At 39.7% G+C, this 14,285-nt stretch carries 12 protein-coding genes; 8 read left to right on the top strand and 4 right to left on the bottom strand.

Going from position 1 to position 14,285, the window contains the following annotated elements:
• Positions 1 to 8 precede the first annotated feature (8 nt).
• From ACIQ32_RS04125 to ACIQ32_RS04115, 3 genes are read left to right on the top strand one after another with little or no spacing between them, the layout of a single operon-like run.
• Positions 9 to 551: an RNA polymerase sigma factor gene (locus ACIQ32_RS04125; RefSeq protein ID WP_396194424.1), complete on the top strand. Its 543-nt coding sequence runs from the start codon at positions 9 to 11 to the stop codon at positions 549 to 551.
• A gap of 30 nt (positions 552 to 581) precedes the next feature.
• Positions 582 to 998: a hypothetical protein gene (locus ACIQ32_RS04120; protein WP_396194423.1), complete on the top strand. Its 417-nt coding sequence runs from the start codon at positions 582 to 584 to the stop codon at positions 996 to 998.
• A gap of 4 nt (positions 999 to 1,002) precedes the next feature.
• The gene (locus ACIQ32_RS04115) at positions 1,003 to 1,464 is read left to right on the top strand and encodes a sensor of ECF-type sigma factor (protein ID WP_396194422.1); all 462 of its coding nucleotides are present in this window, start codon (positions 1,003 to 1,005) and stop codon (positions 1,462 to 1,464) included.
• 24 nt (positions 1,465 to 1,488) lie between these two features.
• On the opposite strand, the gene ACIQ32_RS04110 is transcribed toward ACIQ32_RS04115, so the two are convergent.
• A complete protein-coding gene (locus ACIQ32_RS04110) occupies positions 1,489 to 2,532 on the bottom strand; it encodes a YCF48-related protein (RefSeq protein WP_396194421.1) in 1,044 nt (347 codons plus the stop codon).
• 135 nt (positions 2,533 to 2,667) lie between these two features.
• Here ACIQ32_RS04110 and ACIQ32_RS04105 point away from each other — a divergent pair, with 135 nt between their 5' ends.
• The gene (locus tag ACIQ32_RS04105) at positions 2,668 to 3,999 is read left to right on the top strand and encodes a hypothetical protein (RefSeq protein WP_396194420.1); all 1,332 of its coding nucleotides are present in this window, start codon (positions 2,668 to 2,670) and stop codon (positions 3,997 to 3,999) included.
• Between the two features lie 133 nt (positions 4,000 to 4,132).
• A complete protein-coding gene (locus ACIQ32_RS04100; RefSeq protein WP_396194419.1) occupies positions 4,133 to 6,121 on the top strand; it encodes a KUP/HAK/KT family potassium transporter in 1,989 nt (662 codons plus the stop codon).
• Here the strand turns inward: ACIQ32_RS04100 and ACIQ32_RS04095 are convergent.
• On the bottom strand, positions 6,111 to 7,280 hold the full coding sequence (locus ACIQ32_RS04095; protein WP_396194417.1) for a T9SS type A sorting domain-containing protein: 1,170 nt from the start codon (positions 7,278 to 7,280) through the stop codon (positions 6,111 to 6,113). The genes ACIQ32_RS04100 and ACIQ32_RS04095 overlap by 11 nt on opposite strands.
• Positions 7,281 to 7,399: 119 nt before the next feature.
• On the opposite strand from ACIQ32_RS04095, the gene ACIQ32_RS04090 reads away from it, so the two are divergent.
• The 3 genes from ACIQ32_RS04090 (at position 7,400) to ACIQ32_RS04080 (ending at position 12,200) form a co-directional block, all read left to right on the top strand.
• Positions 7,400 to 8,620 carry an RsmB/NOP family class I SAM-dependent RNA methyltransferase gene (locus ACIQ32_RS04090; protein ID WP_396194416.1) on the top strand — a complete coding sequence of 407 codons (1,221 nt, stop codon included), beginning with the start codon at positions 7,400 to 7,402 and terminating at the stop codon, positions 8,618 to 8,620.
• Positions 8,621 to 8,627: 7 nt separating this feature from the next.
• Positions 8,628 to 9,737 carry an endonuclease gene (locus tag ACIQ32_RS04085; RefSeq protein ID WP_396194415.1) on the top strand — a complete coding sequence of 370 codons (1,110 nt, stop codon included), beginning with the start codon at positions 8,628 to 8,630 and terminating at the stop codon, positions 9,735 to 9,737.
• 174 nt (positions 9,738 to 9,911) lie between these two features.
• On the top strand, positions 9,912 to 12,200 hold the full coding sequence (locus tag ACIQ32_RS04080) for a DUF349 domain-containing protein (RefSeq protein WP_396194414.1): 2,289 nt from the start codon (positions 9,912 to 9,914) through the stop codon (positions 12,198 to 12,200).
• 30 nt (positions 12,201 to 12,230) lie between these two features.
• On the opposite strand, the gene ACIQ32_RS04075 is transcribed toward ACIQ32_RS04080, so the two are convergent.
• Positions 12,231 to 13,160 carry an aspartate carbamoyltransferase catalytic subunit gene (locus ACIQ32_RS04075; RefSeq protein ID WP_396194413.1) on the bottom strand — a complete coding sequence of 310 codons (930 nt, stop codon included), beginning with the start codon at positions 13,158 to 13,160 and terminating at the stop codon, positions 12,231 to 12,233.
• 102 nt (positions 13,161 to 13,262) lie between these two features.
• Complete coding sequence (gene pyrR, locus ACIQ32_RS04070; protein ID WP_396194412.1) at positions 13,263 to 13,796, bottom strand: bifunctional pyr operon transcriptional regulator/uracil phosphoribosyltransferase PyrR; 534 nt, start codon at positions 13,794 to 13,796, stop codon at positions 13,263 to 13,265.
• Between the last annotated feature and the right edge of the window lie 489 nt (positions 13,797 to 14,285).

Here is a 14,285-nt window from a genome sequence, read left to right as displayed (position 1 = left end):
TATTCACTTTGCAAGAGGAAAAGGATTTTATTAGGGAATTATTAGATCCGAAAACGCAAAATGCGGCGTTTCAAAAACTCTTACGCGAATACCAAAGACCTTTGTACAATCATATTCGTAACATCGTTTTAAACCACGATGATGCCGATGATGTTTTACAAAACACCTTCATCAAAGTATTCCAACACCTGAAAAATTTCAAAGGAGAAAGCAAATTATTCTCCTGGATGTATCGCATCGCTACCAATGAAGCCATCACTTTTATCAATCAAAAAGCGAAAAAAAACGGCATAACCAGTGAAGCAATGCAAAGTAAAATTGTTGACAATCTGAAAGCCGATGAGTATTTTGACGGCAGCGATATTCAACTCAAACTCCAAAAAGCCATTGCCCTTTTACCCGAAAAACAACAATTGGTTTTCAAAATGAAATATTTTGAAGAAATAAAATATGAAGACTTGTCGGAGATTCTGGGTACTTCTGTAGGTGCTTTGAAAGCTTCTTACCATCATGCCGTAAAAAAAATTGAAGAATTTATGACTACCCGTTAAACCTTAATACCTTAAATTTGTCAAACCAATATGAAATCATTTAAAATAAACGAAAACGAACCTAAAATCTCCTCAGGATTTACAACGCCTGAAGGCTATTTTGAGTCGTTTGAAAGTAAAGTTTTAGCCCAACTTCCTGCAAACAAAACTAAAGTAATTGCGTTTTACAGACAAAAAACTACTTGGTATTATGCCGCTGCCGCTGTGGTAGTGTTACTGCTTTCAATTCCGATTTATCAAAATTTCTACAAATCTTCAAACGAAGTGGATGCAGTGGTTTTAGAAGAGTATATCGCCACTCATGTCGACATTTCAGAGGAAGATTTGGCCACTATTTTAGAAGATGAAGATTTAGAGAAAATCAAACTCGAATTGAATTTGGGAGAAGAGGCCATAGAAGACATCCTGCTTAACAACAACGATTTAGAACAATATATTTTAGACTAACGATATGAAAATTAACAAAATAATTTTAGCCATTATACTCCTTATTGCTGCGAATTCCTTTGGTCAAGGTGGTCGATTACTCCGAGAAAAAAAGGAGCAAATCAAAGCCATGAAAGTGGCATACATCACTAACGAATTGTCGCTAACTCCCGAAGAAGCTGCCAAATTTTGGCCTTTGTACAACGCTTTCGACGACAAACAACACGAAATCAGATCTAACAAATTAAGAGGGTATTTAGACCGCATCGATGATGAATCTTTTGATAATTTATCTGAAAAAGAAGCGGCCACTTTACTAGCCCAAATGGAAAGCACCGAAGACGAGTTGCACCTGAGTAGAAAGAAGTTCATTGCGAGTTTAAAAGGGGTTATTTCACCACTGAAAATTTTAAAATTGAAAAAAGCCGAAGAAGGTTTCAACCGAAAACTATTACAACAATACAGAAACAAAAGATTAGGAAAATAAACATAAGAGAGTCGATTGGCTCTCTTATGTTTTGAACGCTATTTTGATAATTTTATTTTTTCCGGCCGCGAACGCCGTATTTGAGTTTAAAAACCGAATGGTGTACAACGTTGGATCATTTAACAATTGTTGCCAAGTTTGTCCGCCATCTGCCGAATAAAACAAGCCTTGAGCACCTACAGCAACCAGCCCTTTCCCGCCTGAATTAGGTACAAATTGGACACAAGAAGCATACCCAAATCCTTGGCTTTCGGCCACCAATGTCCATGTTTTTCCGCCGTCAGTGGTCATGGCTTTGTTTTGAAAATTTTGGGTGGCTTTTTCATAATTTCCACCGGCAATAAAACCAATTTTTTCATTGTAAAAATCGGCAGTAAAAATACCGGTCATGGTTTCGCCTTGCACTATTGGGGTTTCAAAAACTTCCCACGACTTTCCTTTGTCGGGCGAATGAAAAACCCTCGATTGCTTCCCACCGGAAACTACCCAAGCATGATTTCCTTTTACTACAATATTGGTATTACTCGCGGCAAAGGCAGCTTCTCCGTCAACCACTTTAGGCAATACCGCACAAGGCAACTTCTGCCAAGTTTGACCACCATCGCGTGTGATGATAACCGACAAACAATCTTCCGTTGGATCGCCTATTGCCAGACCTTCTTTTTTATTCCAAAACTGCATACTATCGTAGAATACTTTTTCGTGCCTTTCTTCATAAACCAAAGATTTACCCATTAAGTCCTTTGAAAACTTATGCAATCTGGCCGGATTCCCTATCGATAACGCAAAAAGTTCTTTGCCGTTGGTGGCTAAACTTCTGTATTCATAAACCATAGAATCGCTGACAACTTCTGCATTAATCTTGCTCGGCTCCGGGGGAAATATTACATAGCCAACCCTACTTTTATCACCTGCGAAATAGAGTTTATCCTCTGCTATTAAAATCGCTCTGATACTGATTTTATCTTTCAAAATAGTATCAATTGTAACCGACGTAAAAGTTTGCGCTTTGGTATTGGTACTAAAAATCAAAAGAAATAAAAATAAAAATACAAGTCCGTTTTTCATAGCAAACACTCTGATTTAAAGCGAATATACAAATTTTGGCTCAGTTAAGATTTAGTTAAAAACATTAAAAAAAATCCTGTGGCACAGTAATTGGAATGTCGTAAAAAAAACTATTCCACTTTAAAACATACCATTATGAAAACTAAAATGATAATAGGGTCGGTTTTGTCGCTGTTTAGCATTACTGCGGTTATTGCTCAAGACAGAACAACGGTTTCAGCTTATAACTCTGAAATCAGTGATAATTTAGATTTGAGAGCGGTAGCTTCCATTTTTGGCGATTCCAGAGATTTAGCCGATTTTGAAAGAAGACTGAACGATCCGAAAATTCAAATTTCTAATTTGGATTTAAACGATGACGATCAAGTTGATTATTTGAGGGTAATTGAAACAGTTGAAGGCAATGCGCATTTAATTGTAATTCAATCGGTTTTAGGGCGCGACACTTTTCAAGATGTGGCCACCGTTGAAGTAGAACGCGGCAGCAACAACAGAGTCCAAGTACAAGTAGTTGGCGATGTTTTTATGTATGGTCCAAATTATATTTATGAACCTGTTTATGCTTTTACGCCCGTCATTTATTCCACCTTTTGGATAGGCAATTACCGTCCGTATTGCTCTTCTTGGTATTGGGGATATTATCCGGACTACTATTATGCATGGTCGCCTTGGCCGATTTTCCGTTACAGAAATCATATCGGAATCAACATCAATTTTCACCACCATTACAATTATGTTAATTACAGAAGATGTGGTGTAGTTTACAATAACTATTACCGAGGTGGCAGAAGAGGAAACAGCTATGAAGTGCGTTACCCGAACCGTTCATTCCAAAGCCGAAACAGCAGTTATGCCAATCGATATGAGTTGGATCAAAACAGACCCATCAGAACAGTAGGCAACAGAGCTGCAGTAGCTAACAGTCCGAGAAATAATGCCGTAGAAGCTACACCGCGTACAAACAATTCGGTAAGTAATGAGACACCAAGAGCCATTAGAAATCAAGAAGTTACTCCAAGAGTTGCCACAAGACCTAATGAAAATCCGAGAACGGTAAGCACTGTTGCATCATCTCCCAGAAACAATCCGAGAAGTTACGATACGCCCAGAACTGTGGCTGACCCGAAAGTAACCCCAAGAGCCAACAATCAAGGATATGAAACGCCAAGAGCTATTAGCGCTCAGCAACCTACTCCAAGAAGTAACAATCAAGCATATGAAACGCCGAGAGCTATGAATGTTGAGCAACCTACACCGAGAAGCAATCCGAGAGCTTATGAAAAACCTGCTCGTGAACTCGCCGGTCAATCAAATCAATCTCCGCGTTCGGTAGCACCGAGAGAGTATTCGGCACCCAGAGAAATGTCGGCTCCGAGAAGTAATTCGGGCGGTCAAAGAGACATGTCGAGTCAAAGAAGCAGCTCTCAAAGAAGCCAACCCAGCGGAAGAGAAAACAGAAGAGGATAAGTTTTATTATTATAGTTTTGTTGTTGAAAAGAGGCATCGTTTAGGCGATGCCTCTTGTTTTTAAAAAATAATTGGCTGTGAAAGAATCAGGTATTTCAAAAAGCTATAAATTTGCTGTCTTTAACTTTTTATTATGAGTTCGCATAGCCATCAAAATTTACATTCAAAACTATCAGCAGGCGGTTTACTTTTAACTTTGGGGATTATTTATGGAGATATAGGTACTTCACCCTTGTACGTTATGAAATCTATAATCGATGATCATCAAATTAGTGCTGATTTAGTATTGGGTGGCCTATCTTGTATATTATGGACATTGACCTTACAAACTACTTTGAAATATGTTATCATCACTTTAAATGCTGATAATCATGGTGAAGGCGGAATATTCTCCTTGTATTCTTTGGTAAAACGAACCAAAATTCAATGGTTGATAGTACCTGCCATTATAGGTGGAAGTTTGCTTTTAGCAGAAGGAATTATCACTCCGCCAATATCTGTTTCCTCCGCGGTAGAAGGTTTACTTATCTTTAAACCGGATATTCCCACCATTCCAATTGTTATTGCTATTTTATTTGTTTTGTTTACAATCCAACAATTTGGGGCAAAAATTGTAACGAAGTTCTTTTCTCCGGTCATGTTGGTTTGGTTTTCAATGCTGGGGATTTTAGGAGTTATTCAAATCACTGAAAATATTGAAGTTCTTAAAGCAGTCAATCCTTATTACGCTTATAAATTACTTACTTCAGATGCGGCCGGACATGGATTCTTTATCTTGGGTGCTGTTTTTCTTTGTACCACCGGAGCAGAGTCGTTGTATTCTGATATGGGCCATTGCGGAAGAAAAAATATTCGTGTGAGTTGGATTTTTGTAAAAACAACTTTAGTGCTGAATTATTTCGGACAAGGTGCTTATTTGTTGCAACATAGCGGCAGCACTTTATCACAATTAAATGATCACAACCCTAACCCATTCTATTTGATTATGGCCGAATGGTTCCAACCTATCGGAATTGTTATAGCAACATTAGCGGCTATCATCGCTTCTCAGGCTTTGATTAGTGGTTCGTTTACTTTAATCAACGAAGCGATGCGTTTGAATTTCTGGCCAAAAGTGAAAATCAACTATCCTACCGATGTTAAAGGACAATTGTACATTCCGTCAATTAACTGGTTGCTATTTATAGGTTGTGTTGGAATCATTTTATATTTCAAAGAGTCTAAATATATGGAGCATGCCTATGGTTTATCAATTATTCTCGGAATGATGATGACCACAACCTTGCTCAATTTTTACTTGATAATGAAGCGCATCAAATGGTATTTTATAGCGCCTATTATTTCTATTTATGTGGTCATTGAAGTCAGCTTCTTAATCGCTAATGTGACCAAATTCATGGAAGGCGGTTACGTGACATTGGCCATTGCCATTTTCTTGATTGGAGTGATGTCTACGTGGTTTTTAGCCAAAAAAATCAGCAAAAGTTATACTAAAATTGTCAAAATTAACGACTACAAAAAAGTATTGGCCGAACTCAGTGTAGACTTGTCTATTCCTAAATATGCTACCCATTTGGTTTATATGACCAACTCCAATCGCAGCGATGAAATTGAGGAAAAAGTAATGTATTCTATTTTGCAAAAACGACCGAAACGAGCCGATTTGTATTGGTTTATTCATGTCAATATTCTAAGCGAACCATACAAAAAAGAATACAAAGTTACCGAAATCATTAAGGATGATATTTACCGTATTGATTTCTACTTAGGGTTCCGTGAACCAACCAAAATCAATTTGATGTTCAAACAAGTAATCAAAGATATGGTTGAACGCGGTGAGGTTGATATTACCTCGCGATACGAGTCTTTAAGTAAAAACCATATTATTGGTGACTTCAAGTTTGTCTTGTCTGAAAAATTCTTGTCCAACGACAGCGACCTGACTTTCTTCGAGAAAATTGTAATGAATACTTACTTCTTGATGAAAAAATTGAGTTTGTCGGAAGAAAAAGGATTTGGTTTAGACAGTAGTTCGGTGAAAATTGAGCAATTCCCGTTAGTCATCCACGCGCCTGAAAAAATTGAAATGCGCCGAATTGAAAAGGATTGTGCTACTTTATAAACTTGCCATTGGCTAAGACTTTCCCTGATTGCAGGACACTGTAAAAGTACAGGCCATCCTGAAAATCCGAAACATCTATACTTACCGTTTGCCCAAAAGCTTTCGAGAGTAATAATCTACCGCGACTATCATACAAATTCACTTGATAGTCTGAGGGGTTTTCCATCGCCATTGTAATAAAATCAGTTACCGGATTTGGGTAAACTCTTATTCCGTTGCGAACATTGGTTTCGGTGGTCAAAGCATTGCATTGAATACAGTTTTTTTGAAAAGAAATGGCGGTATCAATCACAATTTGATTGTCAAAAACAGTTCCTTGTGCACAATCGTTTTTTAACTGAAAATTCAACCAAGGCAATAAATAGGAAGTAATAACCGACTGTTGCGTTGCCCTACTGATAGTGGCTTGAGGCGAACAAGAACCTTCTCCTAGGTTGCAAAAAAAGTTGCTATTCGCCATTTGGCAATGGCTTCCACCGTTAATAGTGATTAATGTTTTACAATTGGCCATTGAACTATTATACATAGGAATTTGATGTACGGCTGGCGGTGTCACACAATCATTGGCGCCCGAGAAAATCAACGTGGGAATAGTACTCAACGAGGCTGCCGTTACAGCGGAAGGATTGGTTTCTGCCGGGGCAAAGTTGACAATCGTTTTTATATTACTGCTTTGTTGCGTGGCCAAAAAAGAAGCACCGCCACCCATACTATGTCCCATAACAGCGTTCATAGCACTGACTTTATTATAAAAAATCGATGTGGGATTTCCGTTTAAAACAGCCATTTGGTCAATCAAGAAAGCCAAGTCTTTTCCAAAATCCAAATGCGAAGGCGATAAAGAACCTTCTGTTTTGGGGAAAAGCATTATATAACCTTGCGGCACCAAAGCCGACCAATAATTTTGATAAGCATCCCAAGTCATTACAAAGCCGTGCCCAAAACTCAGCAAAGGAAATAATGTACTGCTACCGGCAACCGGAACATTATCGCCGGCCATCTGTGCCGGATAGTAAATTTCTGTAGCTATCACGCGATTATTTCTGGAAACATCCGTAAAATTCATTGTTAAATGACCGAGTTGAAATGGTTGAGCGCCAACATCATTGGTCAAACCTAAACCTACTAAAACTACTGTTAAAAATTTTGCTAAATCCATTCCTATTCTTTTAAAGTAATCAAATATAAGAAATTCAGACACGGAAATTTTTTTAACGCAGTAATAGTAGTTCAGAATCACAAAAAAGGAATATCTTTGCACGCTTATTTTTTTTCATCATGCGATTACACAGAAATTTAGTTTACACCACCATCGACTCTTTAAACGCGATCTTCAACGAAGGAGAATATGCGGATAAAGTGGTAGCTCGTGCCTTAAAAAAAGACAAACGTTGGGGCAGTTCCGACCGTAAGTTTGTGGCCGAAACCATCTACGAAATCGTACGTTGGAAAAGACTTTATATGGAAATCGCCGGGGTTAAAGAACCAATGGATCGCGATCAATTGTGGCGAATATTTGCCGTTTGGGCTGTCTTACGCGGTTATCCTATTCCCGATTGGCGACAATTAGAAGGCACACCGGAACGCAAAATCAAAGGCCGTTTTGACGAATTGTCTAAAATCAGAAAAATGCGCGAATCCATTCCGGATTGGATGGATGAATTAGGCGTGCAAGAATTAGGCGAAACTGTTTGGACCAAAGAAATTGCAGCCCAGAACAAACAAGCACAAGTCATTTTAAGAGTAAACACTTTAAAGACTACCAAAGAAAAATTACGCGCCATTTTAATGGACTTAAACATCGAAACCGAGTTTTTAAAAGACCAACCTGATGCTTTAGTCCTTAAAGAAAGAGCCAATGTATTTTTAACCGAGGCTTTCAAAGAAGGGTTATTCGAAGTGCAAGATGCTTCTTCTCAATTGGTAGCCGCTTTTCTGGATGTGCAACCCGGAATGCGAGTGGTTGACACTTGTGCCGGTGCCGGTGGCAAAACCTTGCACATGGCTTCCTTAATGGAAAACAAAGGGCAGTTAATTGCCATGGATTTATACGAAAGCAAACTCAAACAACTCAAATTAAGAGCCAAAAGAAACGGCGCTTTCAACATAGAATACCGCATAATCGACTCAACCAAAGTCATTAAAAAACTCCACGAAAAAGCCGACCGTGTGCTCATCGATGCGCCTTGCAGCGGATTAGGGGTTTTGAAAAGAAATCCGGATTCCAAGTGGAAACTCCAACCCGAATTTATTGAGAACATCAAAAAAGTACAGGCCGAAGTTTTAGAGAACTATTCCAAAATTGTAAAACCGGGCGGCAAATTGGTTTACGCCACTTGCTCGATCTTACCTTCTGAAAATCAGGAACAAGTACAACGTTTTTTAAACACCGAAACCGGAAAATCATTTACCTTTGTCAAAGATGTGAAGATTTTAGCCCAAGATACCGGATTTGACGGATTCTACATGGCTTTATTCGAACGCAAAAAAGAAATATAAATACCTCATGAAAAAAATCTTTACCTTACTCTTATTAAACCTGGCTATTGTAGGCTTAGCGCAACAAACGCTTTCCGTAAATTCTATTCCTAACGGATATTACAATACCGCAACCGGTTCAGGCTATACCTTAAAAACCCAACTTTTTAATATCATCAACGATCACAATGACCGTGGATACGGAGGTTTATACACCACTTATTTAACTTCGGATGTAGATAATTATTATGAAGGCAACGGTACGATGCTCGATATGTATACCGAAAAACCTGCCGGAACTGAGTGTGAATATGTATACGGTGGTGGCTTACAAGATGATGGTACTTTAGGGAATAACGAATGTGAAAGATACAACAGAGAACATTTGGTGCCGCAATCGGTATTTGGTGCCAACAATACACCCATGTTTTCTGATGCACACTTTGTAGTGCCTTCCGATAAATATATCAATGCCCAAAGAGGTGATTTGGCTTTTAGTAAAGTGAATACGGGTGTGTCACACACTACTTACTCTAACGGAAGCAAAAGAGGTCCAAACTTAAACGCCGGTTATTCTTCCGGATTGACGGCAACTGTATTTGAGCCTATAGACGAATTTAAAGGCGACATTGCTCGTATGCTGTTGTATTTTGCCACACGCTATGAAGACCAAGTAGCGAGTTGGAGTTACTCTATGTTTAACGGAACCAGCACTCAAGTATTCACCAATCAAGCCTTAAACGTATTGTTAACTTGGAACCTACTGGATCAAGTAAGCCAAAGAGAAATCGACAGAAACGACGCCATTTATGCCCGTCAAAACAATAGAAATCCATTCATTGACAACAACAATTATGTAACCCAAATTTGGGGCTTACCTTTGTCGACTACAACCTTTGAAGATTTAAATAGTGTTGCGGTGTATCCAAATCCGACTACCGATATCATCAACATTCAATCGGAAGTGACTTTGGATGAAATTAAAATCATCACCATCAACGGACAAGTTTTACAACAAATCAAACAACCTGTTTTAAACAACAACACTTACACCATCAGCAATTTGCCTAAAGGATTCTACTTTATTAAATTGGCTAATGCAACCCAATCGGTAACCAAAAAAGTCATAGTCAATTAGACTGAAAAAATAATATCATTTCAAAAAAACGCTGTTGATTTTCGACAGCGTTTTTTTTTAGCTTCTGTTCCTCTCGTCGGTTAAATCAACAAATAAGCCTTATTTCTTTTGAATTGTTACGCTACTTTACTATCTTTCGCCCTAATAATGTGTAACCCTTAAACATTTACAAAAATGTTAGAAGAAAAGAATGATAACCTGCAAGATGCAGATGGAAATGTAGTTAACGACTCATTGGAAACAACCGCTGCTGAAAATCAAGAAATTACCACCGAAGACGTAAGTCAGGAGTTGGAAGTTGGGAATAATCCTGTAGAAACTGAAACAACTGAAGAAGTTACTGCAGTTGATGAAGCTCCGGCAGAAGAAGCAATGGCAGAAGCTGAAGAAGTAGCTGAAGAAGTAGCTGAAGAAGTAGCTGAAGCAGTAACCGAAGAAATGGCTGAAGAAGCAACTGAAACTGTAGCTGAAGAAGCAACCGAAGCAGTAACTGAAACTGTGGCTGAAGAAGTAGCTGAAGAAGTAGCTGAAGTAGAAGAAACCGTAGAAGCTGCAGCAGAAGAAGTAGCTGAAGTAGCCGAAACAGTGGTGGAAACTGCCGATGACAACGTGGTAATGCTAACCGAGGCCGAAGTGGCCGATGACAGTCCGGCAAGTTCTAATGACACGGTAATCAGCGCCATCCAAGAAGTCAATGCCGAAGAAAGCGAAGACGAATCTCTTAAAGACCGTCACGACATCCCTATGTTGGATTACGACACCTTGTCGATGGAGCAATTGGTTGACGAACTGGGCAACTTGGTCGTAGTCGAAAAAGTAATGTCGGTGAAAGACCATGTGGAAGAATTGAAAAAAGCGTTTCTCTCCAAATATTTTCATTTTATCGATGAGAAAAGAGACGAATTCCACGCCGAAAACCCGGAAACTACAGAAGAATTCCATTATCATTTTCCGTTGAAAGTGAAGTTTGACCAACTTTACGCTCAATACCGAGATAAAAAGAATGCACATTTTAAAAGCTTGCAAAACAGCTTACAATCTAACTTAGACAACCGCTTGGCTATCGTGGAAGAACTTAAAAATTTAGTCCACAGCCAAGACAGCATACCGGTAACCTTAAAGAAATTCAACGACATTCGCGACCGCTGGAAAGTAGCCGGTCCGATACCGAAAGACAAATACAACCACGTTTGGAACAACTATCACTTTCACTTGGAGAATTTCTACGACATTCTGCACCTAGACCGTGAAGCACGCGATTTAGATTTCAAACACAATTTAGACCAAAAACTAAAAATCATTGCTCGTGTAGAAGAGTTGGTTAACGAAGAAGACATCAACAAAGCCTTCCGTGAGCTGCAAGATTTACACCGCATTTGGAAAGAAGAAATTGGACCGGTTTCCCGAGACAAACGCGAAGAAATTTGGAACCGTTTCAGCGAACTGACCAAACAAATGCACGACAAACGCGAGAGTTTATACGAACAATTGCGCGCCGGAGAAACCGCCAATTTAGAGAAGAAAAAAGAAATCATCGCCCAAATTGAAGTGTTGGCTCAGGAAAAAGTAAACGCACACGCTGCTTGGTTAGGGCAAATCGAAAAAGTGGAAGCCTTGCGCAATCAGTTTTTCGCCGCCGGAAAAGTGCCTTCTGAATTGAACGAAGACACTTGGACTTCCTTTAAAAATGCTGTGAGAAGTTTCAATGTCTTGAAAAACTCATTCTACAAAGAAATCAAAAAAGACCAAAACGATAACTTGTCGAAAAAACAAGCCTTGGTTGCTAAAGCGCACGAATTAAAAGAAAGCACCGACTTTGCCACTACTACTCCGTTAATGAAACAAATTCAGGAAGAGTGGAAAACCATCGGTCACGTGCCGAGAAAATTCTCCGATAAGTTATGGACCGAATTCAGAGCGGCTTGTAACGAGTATTTCGAAAAACTTAAAGAGCAAAAATCAGAGGTTAACGTAGAAGAAGTAGAAGCTTTTGAAAAGAAAAAAGCCTACTTAGAAACCGTTAGAGCGTTTGAAATGACCGGCGATCACAAAACCGATTTAGACGGCATCAAAGCCCACATCGAAATGTGGAAAAGCTTTGGGAAAGTGCCGTTTGCCCGTCGTCACATCGAAGGTAAATTCAATAAAATACTCGATGCCTTATTCGAAAAATTAAGCGCCAGCAAAAAAGAAAACGAAATGGCTCGCTACGCCAATCGCTTAGACAATTTGGCTAACAACGATACCCGCAAATTAGACAACGAAAAAGTCTTCTTAATGCGCAAAATCGATGAAGTACAAGGCGAAATTTTCCAATTGGAAAACAACATCCAATTCTTTGCCAACGCCAAAGCGGATAACCCAATGGTGAAAGAAGTAAAGAAAAGCATTGAAATGAAAAAAGAAGAGTTGGCGATGCTGAAAGAAAAGCTGAAACAACTCAGAAATATCAAAGCAGAATAACCAAAAAGCCTCGACATCTCGAGGCTTTTTTTATGGTTGTATTTTAGAAGCTAAGAGATAAATCACCGCCATTCGAATGGCTACGCCGTTTTCCACTTGATCGAGTATCACCGATTGTTGGGAATCGGCTACGTCGGAAGTGATTTCGACACCGCGGTTGATCGGTCCGGGATGCATGATGACGATTTCTTTGTTGAGCGAATCGAGTAGCGCTTTGTCTACTCCGTATTGCTGGGCATATTCTCGAGTCGAAGGAAAATAATTCACATCCATACGCTCATTTTGTACGCGCAACATATTCGCCACATCGCACCATTCTAAGGCTTTGCGCAAATTGGGTTCCACCGTTACGCCTAAGCTTTCAATGTATTTTGGGATCAAGGTTTTCGGACCGCAGACTTTGACTTCGGCACCTTGCATTTGCAAAGCATAAATATTGGACAAGGCCACTCTGGAGTGTAAAATATCGCCCACAATAACCACCTTCTTCCCGCCTACTTCACCCAGTCTTTCTCGGATGGAATAACTGTCGAGTAAGCCTTGTGTTGGGTGTTCGTGCGCACCGTCGCCGGCGTTGATGATGCTGGCTTTTACGTTTTGCGACAAAAAATAAGCCGCACCCGGATGGGCATGACGCATCACGACCATATCCACTTTCATGGCCAGTATGTTGTTCACCGTATCAATCAGTGTTTCGCCTTTTTTAACCGAGGATTGCGCCGCCGAAAAACTAATCACATCCGCAGACAATCGCTTTTGCGCCAGTTCGAAAGAGAGTTTGGTTCGCGTACTGTTCTCAAAAAAGATGTTGGCAATGGTAATGTCGCGCAGCGAAGGCACTTTCTTAATCGGGCGGTTAATCACTTCTTTGAAATGATCGGCCGTTTCAAAAATCAAGTCGATGTCTGGCTTTTGCAGGTATTTAATCCCTAGTAAATGGTTGACTGACAGTTCGGACATTTTTTAGTTGTAAGTTGTATGTTATATGTTGTTGTTTCTGTTAAACTTCGTATTTCTCACTTCGTACTTCGTACTTCTCACTTCGTACTTCTTCCTTCGTACTTACACCAAATACACTGCATCTTCCCCATCTTTTTCCTTCCAGCATACTTTTACTTTTTCATCTTGGATGGCATCTACCTGACGGCCTCGGTAATCGGGTTGTATGGGCAAATGGCGGCTGAATCTTCGGTCGATGAGGACCAACAATTCCACTTCCGACGGTCTGCCAAAAGATTGCACCGCAGTTAAAGCGGCGTTGATACTTCTGCCGGTGAAAAGCACATCGTCTATAAAAACCACTTTTTTATCTTCTACCAAAAAGTCGATTTGCGTCTTATTGGCTTCCAATTGCTTTTCGCCCCGACGGAAATCATCGCGGAAAAAAGTAATGTCTAAGAAACCCAATTGAACGGCTTTGATTTGGTAATCGTGTTCTAAAATGTGTTGGATGCGCTGCGCCAAATAAGTCCCGCGCGGTTGTATGCCAATTAAAACGGTATTGGAAAAATCGAGGTGGTTTTCGATTAACTGACAAGCCAAACGATGGAGTATGATATTGACTTCTTTGGAAGTGAGCAATACTTTTTGACTCATGGTAGTGTTGTTTGGAGTGTAAAAGTAGTGTTTTTTTGGTTTAGTTTCAAATTAGTTGTGAGTTGTCGGTTGACGGTTGTCGGTTGTCGGTTGTCGGTGGTTGGTTGTGGATTCGTCAGTTCGAGTGTTTTTTGTGGAGTGCAACGGAACAAGAAATTTATCGAGAACCGTTGTGAAATTTAATGTTGCTAGTTCAAGGTGGTTAGTTGTTGGTTGACGGTTGTCGGTTGTCGGTTGTGGGTTGTGGGTTGTGGGTTGTGGATTCGTCAGTTCGAGTGTTTTTTGTGGAGTGCAACGGAACAAGAAATTTATCGAGAACCGTTGTAAAATTTAATGTTGCTAGTTCAAGGTGGTTAGTTGTTGGTTGACGGTTGTCGGTTGTCGGTTGTCGGTTGTGGGTTGTGGGTTGTGGGTTGTGGATTCGTCAGTTCGAGTGTTTTTTTTGGAGTTCAAAGGAACAAAAAATGTATCGAGAACCCTTTTTAGTTT

Source organism: Flavobacterium sp. (assembly GCF_044373165.1).
Taxonomy (GTDB): domain Bacteria; phylum Bacteroidota; class Bacteroidia; order Flavobacteriales; family Flavobacteriaceae; genus Flavobacterium.
The sequence above is the reverse complement of the archived record's forward strand: the minus strand, read 5'-3'. Positions and strand labels throughout refer to the sequence as shown.